At 37.5% G+C, this 26,456-nt stretch carries 25 protein-coding genes, 1 other RNA gene and 1 other annotated feature; of the genes, 4 read left to right on the top strand and 22 right to left on the bottom strand.

Annotation, left to right across the window (positions count from 1 at the left end):
- Position 1: 1 nt before the first annotated feature.
- Positions 2-781: a hypothetical protein gene (locus MKX29_RS16295; protein ID WP_341106578.1), complete on the bottom strand. Its 780-nt coding sequence runs from the start codon at positions 779-781 to the stop codon at positions 2-4.
- A 131-nt stretch (positions 782-912) separates the two neighbouring features.
- On the opposite strand from MKX29_RS16295, the gene MKX29_RS16290 reads away from it, so the two are divergent.
- Positions 913-1,308 carry an SANT/Myb-like DNA-binding domain-containing protein gene (locus tag MKX29_RS16290; RefSeq protein WP_251162646.1) on the top strand — a complete coding sequence of 132 codons (396 nt, stop codon included), beginning with the start codon at positions 913-915 and terminating at the stop codon, positions 1,306-1,308.
- Positions 1,309-1,353: 45 nt separating this feature from the next.
- On the opposite strand, the gene MKX29_RS16285 is transcribed toward MKX29_RS16290, so the two are convergent.
- The 7 genes from MKX29_RS16285 to MKX29_RS16255 all read right to left on the bottom strand — a co-directional run bounded on the left by MKX29_RS16285 (position 1,354) and on the right by MKX29_RS16255 (position 7,146).
- Positions 1,354-2,124: a tRNA threonylcarbamoyladenosine dehydratase gene (locus tag MKX29_RS16285; protein ID WP_095372451.1), complete on the bottom strand. Its 771-nt coding sequence runs from the start codon at positions 2,122-2,124 to the stop codon at positions 1,354-1,356.
- Positions 2,125-2,210: 86 nt separating this feature from the next.
- Entirely contained in the window at positions 2,211-2,447 is a 237-nt protein-coding gene (locus MKX29_RS16280; protein ID WP_341106575.1) for a hypothetical protein, read from the bottom strand.
- Between the two features lie 129 nt (positions 2,448-2,576).
- Positions 2,577-2,804, bottom strand: coding sequence for a hypothetical protein (locus MKX29_RS16275; protein WP_251162643.1), 228 nt, complete (start codon positions 2,802-2,804; stop codon positions 2,577-2,579).
- Positions 2,805-3,236: 432 nt separating this feature from the next.
- A non-coding RNA gene (ssrS, locus tag MKX29_RS16270) (6S RNA) lies at positions 3,237-3,425 on the bottom strand.
- Positions 3,426-3,506: 81 nt separating this feature from the next.
- Positions 3,507-5,282 (bottom strand): aspartate--tRNA ligase, encoded by a 1,776-nt coding sequence (gene aspS, locus MKX29_RS16265; RefSeq protein WP_251162642.1) that lies wholly within the window; start codon positions 5,280-5,282, stop codon positions 3,507-3,509.
- Positions 5,283-5,294: 12 nt separating this feature from the next.
- Positions 5,295-6,569 (bottom strand): histidine--tRNA ligase, encoded by a 1,275-nt coding sequence (gene hisS / locus MKX29_RS16260; protein ID WP_224935887.1) that lies wholly within the window; start codon positions 6,567-6,569, stop codon positions 5,295-5,297.
- A 66-nt stretch (positions 6,570-6,635) separates the two neighbouring features.
- Positions 6,636-6,871 (bottom strand) — a binding site (T-box leader).
- 98 nt (positions 6,872-6,969) lie between these two features.
- Positions 6,970-7,146 (bottom strand): hypothetical protein, encoded by a 177-nt coding sequence (locus tag MKX29_RS16255; protein ID WP_251162641.1) that lies wholly within the window; start codon positions 7,144-7,146, stop codon positions 6,970-6,972.
- A 282-nt stretch (positions 7,147-7,428) separates the two neighbouring features.
- Here MKX29_RS16255 and MKX29_RS16250 point away from each other — a divergent pair, with 282 nt between their 5' ends.
- Positions 7,429-9,195, top strand: a complete 1,767-nt coding sequence (locus MKX29_RS16250; protein WP_341106572.1) for an SH3 domain-containing protein — start codon at positions 7,429-7,431, stop codon at positions 9,193-9,195.
- A gap of 334 nt (positions 9,196-9,529) precedes the next feature.
- Here MKX29_RS16250 and dtd read toward each other — a convergent pair whose 3' ends face one another.
- From dtd to MKX29_RS16210, 8 genes are all read right to left on the bottom strand, one after another.
- Positions 9,530-9,970, bottom strand: coding sequence for a D-aminoacyl-tRNA deacylase (gene dtd, locus MKX29_RS16245; RefSeq protein WP_251162639.1), 441 nt, complete (start codon positions 9,968-9,970; stop codon positions 9,530-9,532).
- A 17-nt stretch (positions 9,971-9,987) separates the two neighbouring features.
- Positions 9,988-12,183: a RelA/SpoT family protein gene (locus MKX29_RS16240; RefSeq protein ID WP_224935883.1), complete on the bottom strand. Its 2,196-nt coding sequence runs from the start codon at positions 12,181-12,183 to the stop codon at positions 9,988-9,990.
- Between the two features lie 273 nt (positions 12,184-12,456).
- On the bottom strand, positions 12,457-12,969 hold the full coding sequence (locus MKX29_RS16235) for an adenine phosphoribosyltransferase (protein ID WP_095372443.1): 513 nt from the start codon (positions 12,967-12,969) through the stop codon (positions 12,457-12,459).
- An 18-nt stretch (positions 12,970-12,987) separates the two neighbouring features.
- On the bottom strand, positions 12,988-15,327 hold the full coding sequence (gene recJ, locus MKX29_RS16230; RefSeq protein ID WP_251162638.1) for a single-stranded-DNA-specific exonuclease RecJ: 2,340 nt from the start codon (positions 15,325-15,327) through the stop codon (positions 12,988-12,990).
- Positions 15,328-15,378: 51 nt separating this feature from the next.
- A complete protein-coding gene (locus tag MKX29_RS16225) occupies positions 15,379-15,717 on the bottom strand; it encodes a LapA family protein (RefSeq protein ID WP_251162637.1) in 339 nt (112 codons plus the stop codon).
- Between the two features lie 11 nt (positions 15,718-15,728).
- Positions 15,729-16,628: a cation diffusion facilitator family transporter gene (locus MKX29_RS16220; RefSeq protein ID WP_224935880.1), complete on the bottom strand. Its 900-nt coding sequence runs from the start codon at positions 16,626-16,628 to the stop codon at positions 15,729-15,731.
- 269 nt (positions 16,629-16,897) lie between these two features.
- Positions 16,898-19,165 (bottom strand): protein translocase subunit SecDF, encoded by a 2,268-nt coding sequence (secDF, locus tag MKX29_RS16215; protein ID WP_251162636.1) that lies wholly within the window; start codon positions 19,163-19,165, stop codon positions 16,898-16,900.
- Between the two features lie 231 nt (positions 19,166-19,396).
- Positions 19,397-19,684, bottom strand: a complete 288-nt coding sequence (locus MKX29_RS16210) for a post-transcriptional regulator (RefSeq protein WP_251162681.1) — start codon at positions 19,682-19,684, stop codon at positions 19,397-19,399.
- 131 nt (positions 19,685-19,815) lie between these two features.
- Here MKX29_RS16210 and spoVB point away from each other — a divergent pair, with 131 nt between their 5' ends.
- On the top strand, positions 19,816-21,372 hold the full coding sequence (spoVB, locus tag MKX29_RS16205) for a stage V sporulation protein B (RefSeq protein ID WP_341106565.1): 1,557 nt from the start codon (positions 19,816-19,818) through the stop codon (positions 21,370-21,372).
- Positions 21,373-21,438: 66 nt separating this feature from the next.
- Here spoVB and MKX29_RS16200 read toward each other — a convergent pair whose 3' ends face one another.
- Entirely contained in the window at positions 21,439-22,101 is a 663-nt protein-coding gene (locus tag MKX29_RS16200; RefSeq protein ID WP_341106563.1) for a DUF421 domain-containing protein, read from the bottom strand.
- 89 nt (positions 22,102-22,190) lie between these two features.
- Between MKX29_RS16200 and MKX29_RS16195 the strand changes: the two genes are divergently transcribed.
- Positions 22,191-22,640, top strand: coding sequence for a TIGR04086 family membrane protein (locus tag MKX29_RS16195; RefSeq protein WP_263624128.1), 450 nt, complete (start codon positions 22,191-22,193; stop codon positions 22,638-22,640).
- 65 nt (positions 22,641-22,705) lie between these two features.
- Here the strand turns inward: MKX29_RS16195 and yajC are convergent, their stop codons facing one another.
- The 5 genes from yajC to ruvB are packed head-to-tail and all read right to left on the bottom strand — an operon-like array spanning position 22,706 to position 26,430.
- Positions 22,706-22,981 (bottom strand): preprotein translocase subunit YajC, encoded by a 276-nt coding sequence (yajC, locus tag MKX29_RS16190; protein WP_095372435.1) that lies wholly within the window; start codon positions 22,979-22,981, stop codon positions 22,706-22,708.
- A 26-nt stretch (positions 22,982-23,007) separates the two neighbouring features.
- Positions 23,008-24,147 carry a tRNA guanosine(34) transglycosylase Tgt gene (gene tgt, locus MKX29_RS16185; RefSeq protein WP_224935876.1) on the bottom strand — a complete coding sequence of 380 codons (1,140 nt, stop codon included), beginning with the start codon at positions 24,145-24,147 and terminating at the stop codon, positions 23,008-23,010.
- Between the two features lie 30 nt (positions 24,148-24,177).
- A complete protein-coding gene (queA, locus tag MKX29_RS16180) occupies positions 24,178-25,206 on the bottom strand; it encodes a tRNA preQ1(34) S-adenosylmethionine ribosyltransferase-isomerase QueA (RefSeq protein ID WP_341106560.1) in 1,029 nt (342 codons plus the stop codon).
- 28 nt (positions 25,207-25,234) lie between these two features.
- Positions 25,235-25,417 (bottom strand): DUF2905 domain-containing protein, encoded by a 183-nt coding sequence (locus tag MKX29_RS16175; RefSeq protein ID WP_095373638.1) that lies wholly within the window; start codon positions 25,415-25,417, stop codon positions 25,235-25,237.
- On the bottom strand, positions 25,414-26,430 hold the full coding sequence (gene ruvB, locus MKX29_RS16170; protein WP_224935874.1) for a Holliday junction branch migration DNA helicase RuvB: 1,017 nt from the start codon (positions 26,428-26,430) through the stop codon (positions 25,414-25,416). The genes MKX29_RS16175 and ruvB overlap by 4 nt, the downstream gene beginning before the upstream one ends.
- Between the last annotated feature and the right edge of the window lie 26 nt (positions 26,431-26,456).

Genomic DNA, 26,456 nt, shown 5'->3' with positions numbered 1-26,456 from the left:
TTTACACCTCAACCTTCTTTTCGAGCAACCAAGTCGAGGTAATGAATAACAGACTAGCTGTAACGATGTATAAAAGGATTTCTACAATGGAGATTGTACTATCAGCCATATTGAATGTGAACCCGTCTGATTGAACAAAAAAGTTGAAATGCAGCCAATCTACATTTAAATCAAGCTCACTCATATGAACTAATTGTTTGTACCAATCGCTTTCACCTATTAAACCAGAAATGAACATTTGCACAACTACTATGATAAATAAAGATACTGAGCGCACCCTTCCTAAGATCGGTACATTTTTTAAGCTATAGTAAACGAACCAATAAAAACAGAACCATAAACCAAAATAGAAAGACAAACAAGTAATAAATAATAATAAGTAAAGTGGAAGAACAACTGGTATATTGTCATAGAATGAGACACCAGGATTATAATAATAGCTCCCTATTGCTAAGAAAATGGTAATGACTATCGACATTACAAAATAAATACTAATGGCCACTAGCTTACTACTCAATAAATAAGAACCCCGATTTGGGTTATGCAACCACCCTTGCGTCTTTGTCTCAAAATTTAAGGAATATAAAATAAAAATAGGATAAAACAGAATATGTGCAAAAAATAAGGCAAACAGAAAAGCAGGTAAAATATTGCCTTCCTTAAAATAATGAGTCAATGCGAAGCCTATTAAAACGGCAAAAAACACGGTTAAAATTACGCCATAAAAGTGAGATTTCATTATCTTTAATTCTTTTACGAGCAAGCCACGAAAAGGATTCATTTTTTCCTCCTTTTTACATCTAGTGTATTAGTTAAATAGTACACCGGTACTTTATTTCCGTCAAGCCTAATGTATGATTCTTTTTTTTAAGGTAGAGGATAATAATAAATGTTTTGATAAGGAGGCTTTCGATGACACATGCATCTTGGCAAGAATCCGACGATCGACTATTAGAAGAATTGGTTAACGAGTATAGCCAAAATGGTGATTCTAAAGCAGATGCCTTTCGCATGGCAGCAAAAAAATTAGGTAGAACAGAATCAGCCTGTCAAACGAGGTATCACAATATGAAGAAGACTAGAGAAGACTCTGCGAGTTTATCTATACAGAAAGTGATTGAATACTTAAAAACAACCCCTGACCTTTTATTATTATCTGAGAACAAGGCACTTTTATTGGAAAATGAGCAATTAGAGGAAAGAAATAACGAACTTAATCAAAAATGGGAAGAAACTAGCCATCAATTAGAAAACGAGCTTTCACTTTACGAAGGACTAATGTCTGTTATGAAAGAATATCGCAAATAAATGAAGAAAAGCTTGTAGTAACAATAACTACAAGCTTTTCTTCATTTATTTACTTTCGTCATTTACACGACTAATAGGAATGTCGGCTAATAGTTCCTTGACAACATAACTTGCCATAATAAGTCCTGATACAGAAGGCACAAATGCATTAGAAGACGGCGGCATTTTCGCCTTACGTATTTTTGCATCATCTTTCCCAACGGTTTTTCTCACATCTTCACGAATAACGATCGGGCTTTCATCAGAGAAAACGACGGGTATACCTTTACGAATGCCTTCCTTTCGTAAACGAGTACGAATTACCTTAGCAATTGGATCGGTATGCGTTTTAGAAATATCAGCGATTTGGAATCTTGTCGGATCCATCTTATTAGCTGCACCCATACTAGAAATAATCGGTATATCTCTTTTCAAGCACTCTTTCATTAAGTGAATCTTATAAGAAATCGTGTCTGAAGCATCAATGACAAAGTCAGGGTTATAACTAAAGAAATCTTCATATGTTTCTTCTGTATAAAACATTTTCAAAGCAATGACTTCACATTCTGGATTAATATCCATAATTCTCTCTTTCATTACTTCTACTTTTTGCCTACCGACAGTAGAAAGCAACGCAATAATTTGTCTATTGACATTGGTAATATCCACATCATCTTTATCAACAAGCACAAGTCTGCCCACGCCTGAACGAGCAAGAGCCTCAGCTGCAAATGTACCCACTCCCCCGATACCTAATACAGCCACTGTACTATTTTTCATTGTCTCTAAACCATCTTTACCAATGGCAAGCTCATTTCGCGAAAACTGATGTAACATGCTATTTCAACTCCATTCCATATCTATCCTACAAATAATCATACCCGTAAAAAAATATATCATACTTTCCGTTAAATACAAGTAAATCACTGGGATTTCTCGTTCCTTCTTTTGAAAAAGGTGAACAGATTTTTATGGTCAAATGATATCTTTTGACCTTCCTGTTTTGGTACATATTTGTTGAGTTTTTTAAACCCAAAAAATAATGAAGAATGAGGGAGCTTTTCTTTCAGGCGTTGGCCGGTTAGAAAAGGCGTTTGTAAAGCACTCACTCCCTGGGTTCCTTCTGAGGGAACTGCTAATCCACTTTGCGAAGCACTCACGCCCGGGGGTCCTTCTGAGGGACCTGCTAATCCACTTTGCGAAGCGCTCACTCCCGGAGGTCCTTCTGAGGGACTTGCTAATCCATTTTGCGAAGCGCTCACGCCCGGGGGTCCTTCTGAGGGACCTGCTCATCCACTTTGCGAAGCGCTCACTCCCAGAGTTCCTTCTGAGGGACCTGCTAATCCACTTTGCGAAGCACTCACGCCCGGGGGTCCTTCTGAGGAACTCGCTAATCCATTTTGCGAAGCGCTCACTCCCAGAGGTCCTTCTGAGGGACCTGCTAACCCACTTTGCGAAGCACTCACGCCCGGGGGTCCTTCTGAGGAACTCGCTAATCCATTTTGCGAAGCGCTCACTCCCAGAGTTCCTTACGAGGGACCTGCTAACCCACTTTGCGAAGCGCTCACGCCCGGAGGTCCTTACGCGAGGGACCTGCTAACCCACTTTGCGAAGCGCTCACGCCCGGAGGTCCTTACGCGAGGGACCTGCTAACCCACTTTGCGAAGCGCTCACTCCCAGAGTTCCTTACGAGGGACCTGCTAATCCACTTTGCAAAGCGCTCACGCCCGGGGGTCCTTACGCGAGGGACCTGCTAACCCACTTTGCGAAGCGCTCAGACGCCAGCTTCCTTCTAAGAGACCTGCTAATCCATTTTTGCGAAGCACTCAAGCACTCATACACCGAGTTGTTTCTAACTTGCAAACCTCTTAATGAGTGCACTATTATTCGACCACAAATAAAAAAACCTGATATCTATGATCAGGTTTTTACGTACAATAATAAAATGAAAGAGTCCCAATTATGCCGTCGTTATTGGTCCTTCATTTTGAACCCGCACTTAGCAGGTGGGTGTCCTGCTCCTCGCATCTGTAAGTCCTCTAGAAATGAGGCATTTACGCTTACGTAGAAAACTCCGGACTCCCGAAGGTAATATGTTCGGTCAAAATTAGGGTAGACGACGTACACATCAGGACTCTTTATGATTGAAGTAATCTTATCATAGCTAAGATATGAATTCAAGAAGTGACATATAGTTCAAAAATCACTTTTTTTACCAATTAATCTTGATTCTTTACATTCAAAGCGAGATGAAGGTCATTTAATTGTGCTTCACTTACTTCCCCAGGTGCATCTGTTAAAACGCAACTTGCACTAGCTGTTTTAGGGAAAGCAATTGTATCTCTTAGGTTCGTTCTACCAGCAAGTAACATTACTAGACGATCAAGTCCTAGTGCAATCCCTCCATGCGGCGGGGTACCATAGTCAAATGCTTCAAGTAGAAAACCAAATTGCTCCACAGCTTCCTCTTTAGAAAAACCAAGAATTTCAAACATTCGCTCCTGAATATCTCTTTCAAATATACGAAGAGAACCACCGCCAAGTTCATAGCCATTAAGAACTAGGTCATACGCTTGAGCTTTTACTTCTGCTGGTTGATCAGCTAATTTTTCCAAGTCTTGTCTTTGTGGCATTGTAAAAGGATGATGTGCTGCATAATAGCGACCATCTTCTTCGTCATACTCAAGTAGCGGCCAATCCGTTACCCATAAGAAGTTAAATTTGCTTTCATCAATTAATTCTAATTGCTTACCTAATTTTAGACGAAGCGCACCTAATGCATCGGCAACTACTGATTTCTTATCCGCAACGAATAATAATAAGTCGCCAGCTTCCACGCCAAGCGCTGACTGAATTGCTGCTTGTTCTTCTTCAGATACAAATTTAGCAATTGGTCCTTTTAAACCTTCATCTTCTGCTTTTAACCAAGCAAGACCTTTGGCCCCGTATACTGAAACAAATTCCGTCAAGGCATCAATATCTTTACGGGAATAGGTGGAAGCAGCACCTTTGACGTTAATTGCTTTCACTTGTCCACCTGATGAAACAGCACCAGCAAATACTTTAAAGCTCGAATCCTTTACGATATCAGATAAATCCGTTAGCTCCATTTCAAAACGTGTATCTGGCTTATCGGAACCGTATCTTGACATAGCTTCATGATAGGTTAATCGAGGGAATGGGATATGAACTTCTTGTCCTTTAACATCCTTCATGATTTTAGCCATCATACTTTCCATCAACTCAATAATATCTTCTTGGCTCATAAAGCTCATTTCAATATCAATTTGCGTAAACTCCGGTTGACGGTCTGCGCGTAAATCTTCATCTCGGAAGCAACGAGCAATTTGATAATAGCGGTCTACTCCACTGACCATTAATAATTGTTTAAATATTTGTGGCGATTGTGGCAGCGCGTAAAACTCTCCTGGATGCACACGACTTGGCACTAAATAATCGCGCGCTCCTTCTGGTGTACTCTTCGTTAAGATTGGTGTCTCTACATCGATAAAATCAGCATCATCAAGGAATCCTCTAATAGCTTTTGTTACTTGATGGCGTAGCTTTAATGTATTGGCCATCACTGGTCTTCTTAAATCTAGATAACGATATTTTAAGCGAACATCCTCAGATACTTCAGATTTTTCGTCAATCGTAAATGGAGGTGTTTTCGCCTCATTAAGAATCGTTACTTTTTCCACTCGAATTTCAATTTTACCAGTTGTTAAGCTCTCATTAACTGTCCCTTGTTCCCTTTCAATTACGATACCTTCAATATCCAACACATATTCGTTACGAATTTTTTCTGCTAATGCTAAAGCTTCTTGTGAAACTTCCGGATTAAAAACCACTTGGACTATGCCTGTTCTGTCACGCAGGTCAATAAAGATAAGACCTCCTAAATCACGACGTTTTTGCACCCAACCCTTTAATGTTACTTTCTCACCTATCGCTTTTTCAGTAATCTCACCGCAGTAGTACGTTCTTCCAAACATCTATGATTCCTCCTAGTTTCTATATAGCGCAGTAAAGTCTTGGATAAATGAAGCAAGCTCCATTTCCTTTTGTTCCCCACTATCCATTATTTTTAAGTTAATCTTATTGTTTTTTAATTCATCTTCACCGATAACAGCTACATATTTTGCGTTCATTCGATCGGCTGCTTTAAATTGTGCCTTAATTTTACGATCAGAATAATCTCTTTCAGCAGAATATCCTGCATGGCGTAATTTGTGGAGCAAACCGACAGAATAATCTCTCGCCTCTTCACCTAATGCGACGATATAACAATCAATGGATTGGTCAATTGGGAGTTCAACATTCTCAGCTTCTAATGCAGCAAGAAATCTCTCAATACTTAGAGCAAAACCAATGCCAGGTGCTTCCGGTCCACCGACTTCTTCTGTTAAACCGTTATACCTGCCTCCACCACAAAGAGTGGTTATTGCGCCAAACCCTTCCGCATCACTCATAATCTCAAAGGCAGTATGCGTATAATAGTCTAAACCACGGACAAGATTCGCATCGACTTCAAATTCAATTTCTAAGTCTGTTAAGTACTGTTGCACTTTTTTGAAGTATTGTTTGGATTCGTCATTTAAGTGATCAATAATTGATGGGGCAGTTTTCATCAATGGATGCTCACGATCTTTTTTACAATCGAGAATGCGCATAGGGTTTTTCTCTAATCTGCTTTGACAATCTGAACAAAATTCATTAATACTCGGGCTGAAATGAGCAATGAGGGCCTCACGATGTTTTGCCCGGCTCTCCTTATCACCTAAACTGTTGATGACTAGTTTTAACTTTTTCAACCCCATTTCTTTATAAAGCGTCATCGCTAAAGCAATAACTTCTGCGTCAATGGCCGGATCATCGCTACCTATCGCTTCTACACCAAATTGGACAAACTGACGGAAACGACCAGCTTGTGGTCTTTCATAACGAAACATTGGCCCCATATAATATAATTTAACAGGCTGATTTGCTTGGCCAAACATTTTATGTTCAACAAATGAACGTACTGTGGAAGCTGTTCCTTCTGGTCTCAATGTTAAGCTTCTTCCACCACGATCTTCAAATGTGTACATTTCCTTCTGGACGATATCGGTTGTATCTCCCACACTTCGTAAAAACAAATCTGTATGTTCAAATATCGGTGTGCGAATCTCCTGATATTGAAATTTATGACAAAGTTCTCTCGCTTTTTGTTCTATTAATTGCCATTTCTCTACTTGACCAGGAAGAATATCCTGGGTACCCCTTGGTAAACGGATTGACATATATACCAAATCCTCCTCTTTCCTAAAGCTTAAATAAAAAAACTCTCGTCCCTTGTATTTTTCAATACAAGGGACGAGAGTTGAATATCCCGTGGTGCCACCCTAGTTACAGCATAATAAATATACTGTCTCTTTATACAGATAACGCCTGCATACGTTCTTCCCCTAATAAATTATATTTTTCAGGGAGAAACCTAAGAAGTGTTCTTTCATCAAATCATCATATAGAAATGCTTTCAGCCTATGGCATTTCCTCTCTTTTTATGTGGAGAATGATTACTCTTCTTCATCATTGGTTCAATTTATTTTATCATTTACTGTATTAAAATATCATTTTATCCTTCTTATCATAATAACCATTGTACAAGATGTCAAGTCTCCATATAGAATTGATGGCGATTTACTTTCTAGAAATTTTCTTTTTCAGTTTTCTCACATCTTGTAAGGAAATTCCGAATTCACTCGCAAGTTCAACCATCGTGGCATCCCCCTCAGCCTGAATAAAATCATGAAAATCAACACCAAATAATTGGTTCTCACCACTTTGCACATTCATCCCTTTTTCACCATATCTCACAGACAATCATCCTTTTACCATATAGTCTTTTACTCATGTTAGTATGGGCAAATCGAATGATATTTATAAAAATAATAAAGAAATAGACAAAAACCATGCAATTCTCCCGAATGGTTTGAAGTGGTAATTACGTTACAACTTGTTTACAAAACAGGTTGATAAACCGATATTAGAAGGGAAACGGCCACATAAAAAAGAAAGTATATATAACCTCATTTATCTTGACGAGAGAGGAAATATTTGCTTATCTTGATAAATGGCAAACAGGAAGGAGGAACGTGGTTGCAAGGCAAAAAACATCTTTGGATAACCATTTGTATGATTCTAGTGATAGCTCTTCTAATACCCATGAAAGAGGCAGAAGCTGAATCAGCAGGACAAAAGCTTCGAATTGCAACAGATAGTCTTAATGTTCGCACAGGTCCAGGATTAAGTTATGCAAGTCTAGGCATGGCGGCAAGAGACGAGACTTACACAATCCTTGATCAAGAAGGTGATTGGTATCAGATTGATTTTGAATCCGGCCAAAAAGGGTGGGTCGCCAATTGGCTTGTTGTAATGGAAACAGAAAATAAGCAAGAAAAAGAAAAACAAGTAAATAGCGGTAGTGAAAAAACCGTTTCCATCAATGCTGATGGTTTAAGAGTTAGAGGTGGTCCTTCAACTGATTATCGCGTTGTTGGCGTTGTCTCAAAAGGAAAAGAATACAAAATCGTCTCCACCGACCAAGATTGGTTCAATATTACGACTGAGTACGGAAATGTATGGGTACACAAAGACTTTGTTCAAGTGAATGGCCAAACCCAAGAAGCAAGCTCTTCATCTAATGAAGAAAATAAAACAGTGATTAAACAAGGGGTCATTACTGGTAATTCCCTCAACGTTCGTACTAGTCCAGATACAAACAGTAAAGTAATTGGTAAGTTAAATTCAGGTACGTCCGTAGATATTTTATCACAAGAAAATAATTGGACTGAAATCTCATTTCATGGGACAAATGCATGGATAAGTAGTCAATATATCCAAGCAGGCAATAAGCAAGAAAAAAAACAAGAAACTAATAATAATGGCACCATCACCGCTAGTTCGTTAAATGTAAGGGAAAAACCATCATTAAACGGGAACATTATCGGTTCAGTTGCTCAAGGTGATAATTTTCGTATTTTAAAAGAAGAAAATAACTGGACAAATATTGAGCTTCCAAATGGGACAAACGGATGGGTTGCTAGCTGGTATGTGAACAAAGATCAAAGTTCCTCAACGGTATCAAAATCGTCTTCATCTGTCAAAAATGTAACGATTCTTCACAATGGCTCTAATATTCGTCAAAGCGCAACGACTAATGCCACCATTGTAGCAAGAGCCAATCAAGGAGATACATTTGAAGTTGTGGGGACAGAAAAAGATTGGTATGAAATTAAATTAGGTGATGGACAAACAGGTTTTATTGCTGGCTGGATTGTTTCTAATGGCAAACAATCTCAACCAACCGACCAATCTTCTTCTACTCCAGGATTAAAAAACAAAGTGATTGTTTTAGATCCTGGCCATGGAGGAAGAGATAATGGTACAACTGGCGCATCCGGTACACTTGAAAAAACAGTAACGATTCGCACTGCTGAAAAATTGGCTGCAAAATTAAAAGCAGCAGGAGCTACTGTAATATTCACAAGACAACAAGATACATATGTTCCTCTCCAATCACGGGTAAGTATGTCTCATATGAATAAAGCTGATGCATTCATCAGTATTCATTATGATAGCATAAACGATCGAAGTGTAAGAGGCATGACTACTTATTACTATCACGATTATCAACAGCAATTTGCTGCTGATGTCCATCAAGGGATTATGTCCAAGATCGACTTAAATGATAGAGGATATAGACATGGTGATTATTATGTTATACGTGAAAATAACAGCAAAGCAATATTACTTGAACTAGGTTATTTAAGTAACGCAACAGAGGAAATAAAAGTAACATCTGAACAATACCAAGAAGCTGTTTCGACAGGTATCTTCCAAGGATTACGTACACATTTCCAATAATAATCTCACACCTGCCTTTTTACTTTTAGGCAGGTGTTATTTATATTTTTTGAACTAGTATAAATTAAGGGTTACTTAGCCCAATAAAAAAATGTAGTTTTGCTCGTCTATGTTTGATGTTGTCACTCTAAATGTACGAGCTAATTCATTTTCCTACGCTATCTTTGACGATTCCACTCTAGATGCACGAGCTTAACCTTTTTCCTATGCTATCTTTTGCGATATGTAAGAGCACACACATTCTACTCTCATAAACAACGCCCAATTATTAGAACAAAAAACAACCTGAACAAATCGCCTTCAATCAAGATTTGTTCAGGTTGGATCTTATTTTTTATTTACTTTCTAAAATGAGTGTAACGGGACCATCATTGGTGAGGGATACATCCATCATCGCACCAAATTCACCTTTTTCTACGTGGACACCTTTTTCCTTAAGCATTTCATTAAAGCGAAGATAGATATCTAACGCTTTCTCAGGGCGCGCAGCATTCATGAAGTTAGGGCGTCTCCCTTTACGGCAGTCCCCATATAGGGTGAATTGAGATACAGAAAGAATTTCACCTTGTATATCAAGTAATGACCTATTCATTTTACCTTCTTCATCATCGAACACACGAAGATGAACGATTTTATCAGCTAAATAAGCAGCATCTTCAAACGTATCCTCATGCGTAATTCCAACAAGCAAAACAAAGCCATGCGTAATGCTACCGGTTATTTTTTCACCAACAGTCACTTTGGCTGCTTTACTTCTCTGAACAACAATTTTCAAAACTCTAGCCACTCCTTTTAATTCATAATTCGACGAACCGCATATACATCGGGTATCTGCTTAATACGCTCTACCACTTTTTGCAGATGGTTTACATTATGAATAGAAATCGACATATTGATTGAAGCGGCTTTATTCTTGTCCGAACGACCCGTTACTGCAGATATATTTGTTTTCGCTTCATTTACTGCCTGAAGCACTTCATTCAATAATCCACGTCGATCATAGCCAGTAATTTCTATTTCTACATTATACTCTTTCTGATCATTTAAAGCGGTCTCCCACTCAACAGGTATAAGTCTTGCTTTCGCATCATCTGTATTAATATTCGTACAGTCGGCACGATGGACAGAGACACCTCTACCCTTCGTAATAAATCCGACAATTTCATCACCTGGTACCGGATTACAACAACGCGATAAACGAATAAGCAAGTTATCAATTCCTGATACGCGTACACCTGATTCACGTTTTTTCGCTTGAGGAAGCTGCTTCAATTCGCTCACAGCATTGGAAATATCTTTTTTACCTTCGAGGTCTCTTTGCTTTCTTAACTTTTCAGTTAGGCGATTGGCTACCTGTAATGCCGTAATGCCATTGTATCCAACAGAAGCGTACAAATCTTCTTCAGATGGGAAATTATATTTTTCCGATACACGATTTAGATTTTCTGCGGTCATAATCTCTTTTACTTCAAAATCCATATTACGAATCTCTTTTTCGATTAATTCGCGCCCTTTTTCAACATTTTCTTCTTTTCTTTGCTTTTTGAAGAATTGTCTAATCTTATTTTTTGCTTGTGAGGATTGAGCTAATTTAAGCCAGTCTTGACTTGGACCATAAGAATGCTTAGAAGTTAATATCTCAACAATATCCCCTGTTTGCAACTTATAATCAAGTGTTACCATTTTACCGTTTACTTTCGCACCAATCGTTTTATTACCTATTTCTGAATGAATTCTATAAGCAAAATCTATTGGTACAGAGCCTGATGGTAGTTCAATGACATCTCCTTTAGGCGTAAAAACATAGACCATATCAGAAAACAGGTCCATCTTAAGCGATTCCATAAACTCCTCGGCACCAACCGAATCATCTTGGAAATCCAATATCTCTCTAAACCATTTTAATTTATCTTCAAATGAAGAATTTTCATCGACCTTTGTTCCTTCTTTATAAGCCCAATGAGCAGCGATACCAAATTCAGATATCCTATGCATATCAAAGGTACGTATTTGCACCTCTAATGGATCTCCTTTAGGACCAATAACTGTTGTATGCAATGATTGATACATATTTTGCTTAGGCATCGCAATATAATCTTTAAATCTGCCTGGCATTGGTTTCCAATGCGTGTGGATAATACCGAGAACAGCATAACAATCCTTTATGCTATTTACCACAATCCTTACGGCTAGTAGATCATAAATTTCATTGAATTGTTTGTTTTGTAGAGCCATTTTTCGATAGATGCTATAAATATGTTTAGCTCTACCAGAAATCTCAGGTTCAATCGTTACGTCGTCCAGACGATCCCTCATCATCGCAATAACATCTACTAAATATTGTTCTCTCTCTGCTCTCTTCTTCTTCATCAAGTTAACAATTCGATAATATTGCTGCGGATTCAAGTATCTTAAAGCTGTATCTTCTAATTCCCACTTAATTTTAGAAATTCCTAGTCTATGAGCAAGCGGAGCAAAAATCTCTAAAGTTTCATTCGAGATTCTTCTTTGCTTCTCAGCAGGTAAGTGTTTTAACGTCCGCATATTATGAAGTCTATCTGCAAGCTTAATTAAAATCACTCTAATATCTTGTGCCATGGCAACAAACATTTTACGATGATTTTCAGCTTGCTGTTCTTCTTTTGATTTATATTTAATCTTTCCCAGCTTCGTTACACCATCTACAAGCATAGCTACTTCTTCACTAAAATGTTCTGCGATATCATCTAAAGTGGATTCAGTATCCTCAACAACATCATGAAGAAAACCAGCTGCTACTGTAGCTGGGTCCATTTCCAGATCCGCTAATATTCCCGCTACCTGAATAGGGTGAATAATGTACGGTTCACCTGATTTACGGTATTGTTCACTATGAGCAGACTTAGCGAATTCGTAAGCTCTTTTGACGAACTGGGCATGCTCTTCATTTAAATATTCTCTTGTCCTATCGATGACTTGTTCGGCGGTCAACACCTGATCGTTCGCCATGGAATCACCTTTATCCCAAATTATTTTTAATAACCCTAACCATGTAATATCTTCTTTTCCTTATAAAAAATAAATAGATATCATTAAGAAAAAAGAAACGATTGTTACTATTATCGAAAAAAATAACATAGATGTAAAGAGCTAGCGTTTTATTTTTACAAAAAAACGTAGAATTTGTCGAAATTACTAATAATTAATTCCAATTAATCCTTAATTATCCTAAAAATAACTATTAATAAAAAAAGAGAACACATATAGTGCTCTCTAGAACTATTAATAAGTCATTAAAGTTAAAACATCATAATCCTTTAATTTCTCTTTTCCATCTAAATAGCTTAACTCGATTAAGAAAGCAATACCTGCAACAACTCCACCTAGTTCTTCTACTAATTTTATTGTTGCCTCAATGGTTCCACCTGTAGCTAGAAGATCGTCCGTGATTAATACGCGTTGACCAGGCTTAATCGCATCTTTATGGATAGTTAAGACATCTTTACCATATTCCAGACCATAATCTACTTTTACCGTTTCTCTAGGTAGTTTACCTTCTTTACGAACAGGTGCAAATCCTACTCCTAAAGAATAAGCTACTGGACATCCAATAATAAATCCACGAGCTTCTGGTCCCACCACAAGATCAATCTGTTTTTCTTTCGCATAAGTAACAATTTGGTCTGTTGCATATCTATAAGCATCACCATTATCCATTAATGTAGTAATATCTTTAAATGTGATACCTGGTTTTGGCCAATCCTCTACTATAGTAATATATTGTTTTAAATCCATCTTCTTTCCTTTGCCTCCTCAATTCACATAGGCATTCTGAAGCAGCCCATCAAACCAATCCTTTAATTGACCTGCTTTTGAATAAAGCAATTCATTTTCTAACTTTACTTGTTGTTGCTTTATGCAAAAAGCCTGTGATTCCGATAAATCTCTCTTTTGTTTCGCATCACTAAGAGAAATCATCCCATTATCTATTTTAACAAATTCTAGTTCAAAAAACACTTCAGTCATAAAATCAATATAAGAAACTTGCCAGCCTTTAAATTTAGCTACCTCTGCTTTTCTTTCTTCAAGGTTAAAAGGCCCTCTCTTAGCAATGAGCGCATAATACCATTTGAAATGGTCACGGTTTGGAGTCGCCATAGAGAATATATCATTTGTTTGATAGAAATGACAATAAATTCTTTCTGGACTTTTCCCACGTAAAATAGCCTCTATTCTTTCCTTTTGTGGTGGTAAATCACAAAAAACCACATGCTTACCATCTAATATAATATTTTCTGCCTCTTCGTCAGACAGAATCAACGATACATTGGGATTATAAGGTGAAAATTTATCATAATTTTCCTTATTAAATACGATCCATTCAGAGGTGTCATGATGGACATGTGTGACAATTGTGTCTAAACGTTTGGCGCCTCTAATATCAAATAATTGCCATTCTTGTATACGTATATCTTGGATAAAGACTTGTGGCTTCTTTATATTATTCCATTCGTTAATAGAAAGTTCCCCTACAATAGCAAGACTAGCATCCATAGAAATTTGTTCTGCGTATTCTCCAAATCCAAATCCAATTCCATCCAATGTCACATCATTATCTTCTAATGTGATCTTCAGATGTGTTTTATTTGTCCCAATTCTCTTTAACAGACTGACATTCGCCTCTTTTAACATTACTTTCGGCTTAGGATTATCAATACCAAACGGTGCCAATTGTTGTATTTCAGCGATCATTTCTAAATTAACATCAGCTACCTTTAATTCAGCATCTAAATCAGTAATCGGTATAAAGTCATCTTCGTTTAACTGTTCCTTTGCAAGCTGGATAAGCCTTTGACGAAGTATATCAACATCATCAAGTTTCAAGGTCATTCCTGCAGCCATTGGGTGACCACCAAAATGAGGAAGGATATCTCGAGATTGCGAAAGATTATGAAACAGATCAAAGCCAGTTATACTCCTCGCAGATCCTTTAGCTATTCCTTGTTGTGAATCGAAACTTAGACATATAACAGGACGATAGTATTTCTCTACTAGCCTTGAAGCCACAATTCCAACAACCCCAGGGTTCCAACCTTCTTTACCTACTACGATGACCGGATTGTCCTCAATTGGATATTCCGCCTCAACTTGTTGAATCGCTTCTTCAGCCATCGTATGAACGATTGATTGTCGCTCTTTATTCATTTGGTCGATTTCTTCAGCTAACGCTTCAGCCTCAAGCGCATCTTCAGTTAATAACAATTCTACTGCAGGGTCCGCAGAATCTAATCTACCTACAGCATTTAATCTTGGTGCAATCGTAAAGCCGATTGTCTCTTCTGTCATCTCTGCTAATTTGACATTAGCTAACGATATTAATGATCGGATACCAAGATTTTGTGTTGATTGCAGCTTTTTAAGACCTTTCTTCACAATTAAGCGATTTTCATCCGTCAATGAAACAAGGTCTGCCACTGTACCAATTGCAACAAACTCTAATAAATCATTTGGCACATTACCTAATAGAGCATGAGCAAGCTTAAATGCTACACCAACTCCAGCAAGTTCTTTGAAAGGATAACGACTGTCAGGAAGTTTCGGATGAATGATTGCCAGACACTCTGGTAAGATAGGGCCTGGTTCATGATGATCCGTAATAATTAAATCGATTCCCATTTCTTTAGCCGCTTGCGCAGGTTCGATAGCAGCAATTCCTGTATCAACAGTAATAATTAACGAAACACCGATATCACTAGCATATTGAAATGCCGGAACATTTGGCCCATAACCTTCCGTAAACCGGTTAGGTATGTAAAATTGCACATCTGCTCCTAGTGATGTTAATGTTCTCATCATGACAGTCGTACTCGTAACACCATCGGCATCATAGTCACCAAAAATCATAATCGATTCGTTATTTTTAATCGCTCGTTGTATACGCGAAACAGCCAAATCCATATCTTTTAATAAGAAAGGATCGTGAAATTCTTTTTTTTCATCAAATAAAAAATACCGTGCTGATTCGACGGTATTAAAGCCGCGATTAACAAGTAATGTAGCCAACGCAGATGAAATATTTAATCCGTTTATGAGTTCCTCTACAGAGGCTTCATCTGATTGACGAACATTCCAACGCGTTTTAGAATGTAACATACGTTCACCCCTCAACTTTTACATTATACTAGAGCGTCGTATTCGTTTCAATTATTCTTTGTTGTTTACCTTTAATTGTTTAGCATCATGATATTCACTTTTCACTTGATGCGTTTTATCTGCTTCTTTTTGTCCCTCATTTCCTTTAACCGCTACTAACTGTTTTTTCAACGATTTGACTTCTCTTTGTAAATTAAAAATTTTTATTAAACCAACTGAACTAACAATTAGCCCTCCCATTAATACAGAACTTAAAATAACGAGAATCAGCGGCCAACTACTTTCGCCAAATAGATAATTAACCGTAACTGGATCGACGTTAATAACAGCAAAAATAGCGACAATTAATGTAAAAACAATACTGAGTAATATAATCCATTGATTTTTCATTTATTCCCCTCCTATGTATGATCATAAGGAATCATTTGAATAAAAACGTTTTGCACTTGATGAAAAGCCATTAGTTTTTCTTTTGCATTTTTTACAATGAGATGACCGTCTTCAACAGTGAGAGATGGGTCTACGGCTATCTTTAAATCAATAATTAAGTAATGCCCATGCTCTCTTGCATGCAACTCTTCTATTCGTTTAATTCCTTCTACTTTATCTACAGCAGAAAATAGATAACTTGATGCCTCAGGGCTTAACACATGGTCCATTGTATTATGAATGGCTTCCTTCCCTAGTTGAAAAGCCATATGGAGAATCATAAATGCTACTACTAAACCAATGACAGGATCCGCATATTCTAGCCAATTGAGCCCTAATTTTCCTCCAATTACCGCACTACCTATACCAATTAATGCAGCTAATGAGGAATAGACATCTGAGCGGTGTTCATAGGCATTTACAATAAGTGCATCACTATTTAACTCTTTTCCCAGTTTAAACTTATATCTAAACATTCCCTCTTTTACTATAATGGAAACAATCACAGCAATAATCGCGTATACCTTCGGAGCTTCAACAGGTTGAAATAATGATTGAAATGATGATATGAAAATCTCAATACCAACAAAGAATAGAAATACAGCAACAATAATTGCAGCAATTAATTCAGCTTTACCGTGTCCATATGGATGGTCCTCATCTGGAGGTCTTTTAGCTGCGATTAAGCCGATATAAACAGCGAGTGAACCTGCTACATCAGAAGCTGAATGGATCGCATCAGCTATTAAAGCTTTACTACCAGAATGAACACCAATTACCCATTTGAAAATAGCTAGGGCAATATTTGCCCCCATTCCTAAAATTGCTGCATTCTCGGCCCGTTTAAACCTCACTTCTTTCTCAACAAGCATTTATAAATCCCCCTCTTGATCATTCATCTACCTATTATTTCCATAACGACCAAAATCATAACCATAACTAGAGCGGGCTTCCTACTTTAACTAATTACTGATTCTAAATAGAGTGGGGATAAAAAAGGGTGCAAACAATAGAGACCTAGCGATATCATCTTTGATAACTCGCTAAACCCATACTTGCGATTTAAAGAATATAGTGACATCTATGTTATGAAAGCAAGAAAAAGCATCTGCCATTTTATGCAGATGCTTGATATCTTCTTTTAAACTTGTGGTTCGTCTGTTTTCTGTTTCTTTTCTTTATAAGTGATTAATACGCCATGCTTTTTCAGTTGCACACCTTTCCATGATAGCCACATTTGTGTCGCAAGGAAGATAGATGAATAAGTACCAGCAATTAACCCTATTAATAAAGCAATATTAAAGTTACGTATCGCTTCACTACCAAATATTAACAGAGCTAGTACAGCTAGTACGACTGTAATAATGGTATTAATTGAGCGACCCAGCGTTTGCCGTAAACTTTGATTAGCTATTTGCGCAAGCTCATCAAAGGTTTTAATTTTCTTCTTCCTAACCATATTCTCACGTATGCGGTCAAATGTAACGATTGTATCATTGATTGAATAACCAACAATAGTTAAGACAGCCGCTATAAATGTAAGATCCGCTTCTAGCCTTGTCACACTAAATATAACAACAATAAAGAAGGCGTCATGCAATAAAGCTAGTACTGCGGCTAAAGCCATTCTCCATTCGAAACGGATGGTGACATACAGAATAATTCCTATGGCCGCTATGGCTAATGCTTTTATTGCATTCATCGCTATTTCTTTTCCTACTGTTGGGGTAACAGTACTAATGTTAGGAATACTTCCATATTCATCTTCTAGTTGTGATTGATACTCAGCAATTTGTTCTTTATTGAATACCTCGTCTTTTATACGAGCGACACCAATTTCATTATTATTACCGGAAATAACGATGTCGTCCGTTTCTATACCTATTTCTGCTAATGATGCTTGATAACCTTCTTCCGTTAACGGCTCATTAGACATTTGCTCAATTCTTGTTCCTTGTGAAAAGTCAATGCTCAAGTTTAAGCCGAAGATAAAGAGCACAATAATTCCTAGGACGACCATCAAGCCAGAAAAACTATAGTATTTTTTCCGATGTTTAACGAAGTCAAAACGGTCAAATTTGGTTGTTAAATCTACTGTATCTAGGTTTTCATTTAATTGGTGTATATCTTTCTTATGAACACCGAACATGCCTGGCATGTTTTTAAACAGATTACTATTTACACATAACCAGAGGAGTAACCTAGCTCCGTATACTGCCGTAATGAAACTCATTAAAATACTTAAAATTAAAGTCGTAGCAAAACCTTTTACAGAACTTGTCCCATAAATAAACAATACGCCAGCTGCTAACAATGTTGTTAAATTGGCATCAAAAATAGTTGATAAAGAGTTTTTACTACCTGCTTTAAATGCAGCTTTAATCGAACGGCCCACTCTTATTTCATCTTTTATTCTTTCATAAGTAATAATATTAGCATCTACTGCCATACCCACTCCAAGAATTAATGCCGCCACACCAGGTAATGTTAGTACCGCATTCATCATATTAAATACGACTAATGTCAAATATAAGTAAACAGATAAAGTGATGACTGCAATGACTCCAGGAAGTCGGTAATAAGCAATCATAAAGATGAAAATCGCAGCAATACCTATTATTCCACCAATAATGGTTTTATCTAATGCTGACTCACCAAATTGTGCACCAACAGAAGTAGAATAGACTTCATCTAACTTAACTGGTAATGAGCCTGCCGATAATAAATCAGATAAAGTTTTTGCTTCTTCTAAAGTAAAGTTACCTACAATTGAAACCGAATCTTGATTAAATACTTGGCTCACTTGTGGGGCTGATAAGTATTTAGGATCTTCTTTTGTCGCTTCTTCGGCGAATGAATCTCCTTCTTCAAAATCTAACCAAATGACCAGTAGATTCTCTCCTGCTGGTTTGTTTACAATTTCTTGAGTCACTTCTCTAAACTTATCCGCACTCTTTAACTTAATAGACACGCTCGGACGACCATTTTCATCGAATGTTTGTGATGCTCCTCCTTCAACAAGGTCACTCCCATCCATCAACACATTATCATCCACGTCTCTAAACGTTAGATTGGCCTCCGTTGAAAGCATTTCCCTAGCTTGCTCTTGGTCTGTTACTCCAGCCAGTTGCACCCTAATGCGGTTGTCCCCTTCAATTTGAATATTGGGTTCACTTACACCAAGGACATTAATTCGGCGATCTAGGGACTGTGCTGTTGCTGACATTGCAGCTTGGTCAATTTCTTGGCCTTCTTTTGCAGGCGACACCTCATAAAGCACTTCAAACCCACCTTGCAAATCAAGACCAAGCTTTACATCTCCTAAAATATCTTTCGAAGTGAATCCCATCAAACTTGCAAATAAAATAATGATTAGAAAAAATGATAGAATTCTGCTACGCTTCACCATTATGTATATTTCCTCCTCACTTTCCAAACAAGCCCAAATGTTGAGCTTTTTAACGTGACTTTTCTAACAGGATAAACGAAGTAAATATGATTATAACCGTTTAATGAATACCTTTCTCAAGCGCAATATTATTATTATGAAACAAGAGGAAGGGACTGTCAATTTAATCAACGTACATGTAGAAATAAACGTTTATGACTAGAGTACTAAGTGATTGATAACTTACTCGTTCTATTTTAGTAATTGCTTCATTTCCTCAGCATTTTCAAGAGAAAATTCTGTGTCCATATAAGCTTCAACAGTTGTATAGTTAATAAATTCTCCAACTTTTATCCCTAAAACATCTTCCACAATTTCAAATAATCGTATCGTTGATTTAGGCGTTTTCCACTTTTTCTTCTTTAAGTATTCCCATAATTGCGCTCTTGTCACATGTTCATATCCAAGAAAGCGAAACTCATCGATTTTTACATCAAGTGCAGGTTCTACCTCTTCGAAAAAAATATCATAGGCATGCATTTTCAACTTCAACTCTCCCTTTTTTAAATATAACTCACTTTAATTACGAAAGCTTGTCATGCTTTGTCCATCTTCTTGCATATAGATTAATTGTATATGAATACCTTTCATTTGAGAAGGCAGGGTGTACAATGTCGAAATTTATTCAAGGAACGATTATTCTCTTATTTGCTGGACTTGTAACTAGAGTACTCGGTTTTATTAATCGGATTGTCATCGCAAGGTTCATTGGAGCTGAAGGTGTCGGTCTTTATATGATGGCTTTTCCTACATTTATTCTAGTCGTAACAATTACACAGCTTGGTTTACCCGTAGCAATTTCAAAAAATGTGGCGGAAGCGGAAGCAAGAGGAGATACGGAAAAAACAAAAAAAATCCTCATTGTTTCATTAGCTAGTACATTATCATTATCGCTCTTATTTACACCAGCTTTAATTTTATTAACTCCCTATCTATCAGAGCATTTATTAACAGATAACAGGACGCTATATCCATTATTAGCTATCGCACCTGTTGTGCCGATTATTGCCGTCTCTTCTGTCATACGCGGATACTTCCAAGGTAAGCAAAATATGAAGCCGGCCGCTTATTCACAACTTATTGAACAAGTTGTAAGAATTACATTAATTGCTGCATTAACTAAAGCATTTTTGCCATACGGTATTGAATATGCTGCAGCGGGAGCTATGCTTGCATCCGTAATTGGCGAATTAGCCTCACTCATTTATTTACTAACATCATTTAAATTAAAAAAGAAGTTTAAGGTACGAAAACAATTTTTCCAACATATCCGCAAAGGCAAGGATACGTTTAAACAACTTATGGAAGTGGCATTACCTACGACCGGAAGTAGAATGATTGGTTCTGTCGCTTGGTTTTTAGAGCCAATTGTTGTGACTTATAGTCTTACTATAGCCGGTGTTTCTACAATTGCTGCTACAGAAGGGTATGGTGCCTTAACCGGATTTGCACTTCCTTTGTTAATGCTACCATCATTCATTAATATGGCGCTCTCCACCTCACTCGTACCTGCCATTAGTGAAGCGAAAGCAGTTAATAACATCCATTTAATTGAATATCGTCTGCAGCAAGCATTAAGGATTTCTTTAACAACAGGTGGTCTTTCAGTTGTGGTTATTTATATTCTGGCTGAACCATTAATGACTGTGATGTATGGTTCGACAACAGGTACCGACTTCCTAAAATTAATGGCGCCTCTTTTCCTATTCTACTATTTCCAACAGCCACTGCAGTCTGCGCTACAAGCTCTAGATTTAGCACGTGCTGCCATGATCAATAGCCTGATTGGTGCGGTTGCTAAAATTGCGGTTATCTTTATTCTTGGAAGCCAGCCTGCCTTTGGTATTACAGGAGTAGCGCTCGGCTTAATTGTTGGCTTTGTATTAGTCACTCTACTGCATTTCGCCACTTTGTTAAAAGCCATTTCTTATACCATTCATATGCGGGAATACTTAATCACATCGGGCGCTATGCTCCTCACAGGTTATATCGGATATATTACAATTAAGTTCCTAAACTTCACCATCGTACCTACTATCCTATGTGGGGCAGTGGTTATGAGTTTAATCTATCTAATCATCATGATTTTCACAAAGCTCATTAGAAAAGGTGATGTACAAGGCCTTCCAGGAGTCGGTCAGTTTTTAGCGAAATTTATGTTTAGATAGCCTTCATATAATGAACTGAGTGACAAGATTTACTCACTCAGTTTTTTCTACCCCTGAACATATTGTCTATTTCTCATCAATTAAATCAATATAAAATGTATTATTTTCAAAACTACATAACGAAACCCTTGAAATATCATGAACCCCTTTTTCCTTTAATTCTTTCTTCAACCATAATTCATCCTTATTGATTAGTGTTAAGTTTTCACTATTTATTCTCCCATCCAGGACAAGAGGAAGCGTAAATGATGGGGTAAGGTCCGCTTGTGATGACTGATTGCTCTTTTCAATCACAGACAAGCTCCCGGATACCTCTAGTATTGCATATTCAACATCAGATATTAGTGAAATATCCTTTTCACGTAGTTGCATAAGGAGATCATCTAAATTGTAACGCAGCTTTTTCATCGCTTTCTCATCAATCTTCCCTTTATTAATTAAAATGACTGGTTTTCCATCAACAAGATCCCTTATTTTCTTACTTTTTAGGGACCAATAGGCGGAAACAATCTGTACAACCATCAGAATAAGCATAGGAAGAATATTCCTAAATAATTTCTCGTCACTCTTCTCAATCGCAACAACTGCCAACTCAGCAATCATTATCGAAATGACTAAATCAAGTATACTAAGCTCACCAATTTCCCTTTTCCCCATGATGCGATAGATGATAGTTATTAAAACATATAGTAAAATCGTTCGAAATATAACAATTAAATATTCTTCCAACATAGCCACCTCTTTATAAGATTAGCTTGTACAGGACTTCACAATTTAATCAAATAGAGTAAGAAATATTTTATGATTTTGCTTCTATTTTGCCATCCGCAGAATATGCTTGTACAAAGGAATTTTATCAAAAGAGAAAGGGGAGGTTTCCAATCGAAGAATCGAAGGCATTAGGGACTTCCGTTTTACATGGCCTTATAGCCATTTTCACATTAGCAATTGTTAGTAGTTTTATTTTCGCTCTTATATTGAGGTTTACTTCCTTACAAGAGTCTTCTGTTCAATATGTAATGACAGCCATTTCTTTTATTGCCCTCTTTACTGGAGGTTTCATTTCAGGTGGGAAAGGAAAACAAAGGGGATGGATGCTCGGCGGGATAACTGGTGCGATTTATACAATCATTATTTTTTTATTCCAATATCTCGGTTTTGATAAACTATTTAATCCTCAACAAATCGTATACTTTATTTGCTATATTCTCATTGCAATGATGGGTGGTATTTTAGGTGTAAACATGAGTTCAAAATCAACAAAATAGAAATTATGTAAAAATGAAAAAAGCTGTTTGAAGTAGTAAAACTACTTCAAACAGCTTTTTCATTCTTAAACGGTACCGGGAGCTGATTCAGTTACTTCACGAATCGCTTGACGGTCGTATGTAAGACGGCTTCCATCGCCACACTTGATAACGACTTTGTCCTCATCGATTGCATCTACAAAACCATGTAAACCACCGATTGTAACTACTTTATCGCCTTTTTTCAGACTATTCTGCATTTGATTAACCGCTTTTTGACGTTTTTGTTGTGGTCTGATTAAAAGGAAATAAAACAGCACAAACATAATGACTAACGGCCCAATAGTAGCTAAAATATCCATATTCTCTTTTCCCCTCCTTTCAAGTATTAGAAGTTTTTCGCGTTCGGCTTATTAAAACCATATTTCTCGAAAAATTCTTCTCTAAAGTCACCTAGACGATCCTCTCTGATTGCCTCTCTGACCTTTTCCATTAATTTTAACAGAAAATAAAGGTTATGATAAGTTGTAAGCCTTATTCCGAAAGTTTCGTCACATTTTATTAAGTGTCTTATATAGGCACGACTATAATTTCGACAAGTATAGCAATCGCAATTCTCATCTAGAGGACCAAAGTCACGTGCATACTTCGCATTTTTAACAACTAATCTTCCTTCGCTAGTCATTAATGTGCCATTTCTTGCAATCCTTGTTGGTAATACACAATCAAACATATCTACCCCACGAATCGCACCATCAATTAAGGAATCCGGTGAACCGACACCCATTAAGTAACGGGGCTTATGATTGGGCAGAAGTGGTGTTGTTTCTTCCAACACTCTATTCATTATATCCTTTGGTTCCCCAACTGATAACCCACCTATTGCATAGCCAGGAAAATCAAGTGAGACAAGGTCTTTCGCACTTTGAGCACGTAAATCATTATATTCGCCACCTTGAACAATACCAAATAAACCTTGGTCGTTTGGTCGTTCATGTGCTTCTAAACATCTCTCGGCCCACCTAGATGTTCGCTCAACAGATTTTTTCATATATTCATGTGTTGCTGGGAAAGGTGGACATTCATCAAATGCCATCATAATATCTGAGCCCAATGCGTTTTGTATTTGCATTGCCTTTTCAGGTGAAAGAAATAGTTTATCCCCATTCAAATGATTACGGAAATGGACACCCTCTTCTTCAATCTTTCTAAAATCACTGAGACTAAATACTTGGAATCCACCGGAATCAGTTAAAATAGCACGATCCCAATTCATGAATTGATGTAAGCCTCCCGCTTCCTTTATCAACTCATGTCCAGGTCGTAACCATAGATGATAAGTATTACTTAAAATTATTCCTGCCCCCATATTCACTAGATCTTCCGGAGACATTGTTTTCACCGTCGCTAGCGTACCTACTGGCATAAAAACAGGTGTTTCAAATGAGCCGTGAGGTGTGTGAACACGTCCAAGTCTCGCGCCTGTTTGTTTACATGTTTTTATCAATTCATAACGTATAGCTGTCATGACGTAACTCCTTTTCCATATCAAACTCTTTTATTTAATAAACATTGCATCTCCAAAACTAAAGAAACGATACCTTTCTTCTACTGCTTGCTTATATGCTTCAAGCACATTCTCACGACCAGCCAATGCACTAATAAGCATAATCAACGTTGATTTTGGTAGGTGAAAATTCGTGATCATACCATCAATCGCCTTAAATTCATACCCAGGGAAGATGAAGATATCAGTCCAACCACTTGACTCTTCAAAACGTCCGTTAAAAGCAGTAGCAATTGTTTCAAGTGTTCTTGTTGAAGTAGTACCAACACTGATGATTTTATGACCACTTTCCCGAATTTGGTTCAACGTTTGAGCTGTTTCTTTTGTCATTTGATAGAACTCTGCGTGCATTTCATGATGATCAATGTCATCTACATTTACTGGTCTGAACGTACCTAGACCCACATGAAGGGTTATGAAAAGAACCTCAATTCCACGAGCTTTAATTTCTTCTAATAGTTCTTCAGTAAAATGTAAACCAGCTGTAGGTGCTGCAGCAGAGCCATTCTCCTTTGCATAGACCGTTTGATAACGATCTCGATCCTCTAGTTGTTCTTTAATATAGGGTGGCAATGGCATTTCACCTAATTGCTCTAATACCTCGTAGAAAATCCCTTCATATTTGAACTTGAGAACACGTCCGCCATGGTCACTCTCTTCAAGGCATACCGCTTTCAGCTGACCATCGCCAAAGATAATTTCTGTCCCTACTTTCACCCGTTTTGCTGGCTTTACAAGTGTTTCCCATTGATCATTTTCAAGCTGTTTCAACAGTAACACTTCTAATTTTGCTCCCGTTTCTTCTTTCATTCCAAAAAGTCGTGCTGGCAATACTCTTGTATCATTCAATACTAGTGCATCACCTGGCTGTAAATATTCTACAATATGTTTAAACACGTCATGACGGACCGCTCCCGTCTCCTTATCTAATACCATTAATCGGCTACTTGTTCTGTCTCTAAGCGGTGTTTGCGCAATTAATTCTTCTGGTAAATTAAAATCAAATAAATCTACTTTCATTTTGTCTCGTCTCCAACTTTTGAAAAATTTAACGTGACTTCCCAATAAAATAGACAATTAAGGAAAGTATCACACTAATAATAATTGACGTTACAATTGGGAAATAAACAGTTGTATTCCCTTTTCTAAATACAATATCTCCAGGGAGCTTTCCTAAATTGAAAAAATGCATAAGAAAGCCAATAACAAATAGAAGACCACCAATAATCATGAACCATTTTGGCAATTGGATGGCACCTCCATTTGAAAATGTTGATAAACAAGCTGTGTCGCAATTCTGCCCCTTGGTGTCCTTTGTAAGAAACCAATTTGTAATAAATAGGGTTCGTACACATCTTCTATCGTATGTGCTTCTTCTCCAATGGTTGCAGCAATCGTCTCTAACCCTACTGGACCACCGCGAAAGCGTTCAATCATGCCCCTTAGTAACTTATGATCAATATGATCTAATCCTAACCTATCGACCTGTAACATCTCTAATGCCTCATTTGCAAACTGTTGGTTTACTGCACCATCCCCTCGCACTTGAGCATAATCCCTTACTCTACGAAGCAATCGGTTTGCAATACGAGGGGTTCCTCTTGAGCGTCGAGCAATCTCATCTGCCGCTTCTCTGTCTATTTCTGTATCGAGAATCGCCGCTGTTCGTACAACGATTTCCTTTAGTTGTCCCTCATTATAATATTCCAGTCTACTCATAACCCCGAACCTATCCCTTAAAGGTGCAGATAAAGAGCCTGCTCTCGTTGTAGCACCAACTAAAGTAAAAGGGGGAAGATCCAGTCTGACGGAACGAGCACTTGGGCCTTTTCCAATCACGATATCAAGACAAAAATCCTCCATTGCCGGGTATAATACTTCTTCTATCGCCCTTGGCAAACGATGAATCTCATCTATAAATAATACATCACCAGGCTCAAGTGAAGTCAAGACAGCCGCTAAATCACCAGGCCGTTCAATGGCAGGCCCTGCTGTTGTCCGAATATTAACGCCCATCTCATTACTAATAATCGTTGCTAAAGTCGTTTTCCCTAGGCCTGGTGGTCCGTAAAGAAGAACATGATCCAATGTTTCATTACGCATTTTCGCTGCTTCGATGAAAATACGCAAATTCTCCTTTACCTGATCTTGGCCGATATACTGTGCTAAAGTTTGTGGACGTAAGCTATATTCAAATGAAGTATCTTGATGATCCGCTTCTCCTGATATAATACGCTCATCCATTTGTTAACCATCCTTCCATGCCTTGC

Origin of the sequence: Cytobacillus sp. FSL R7-0696, from assembly GCF_038006865.1 — a bacterium.
Classification (GTDB): Bacteria; Bacillota; Bacilli; order Bacillales; family Cytobacillaceae; genus Cytobacillus; species Cytobacillus kochii.
Note: the sequence above shows the minus strand (reverse complement) of the source record. Positions and strands in the feature narration are given on the sequence as shown.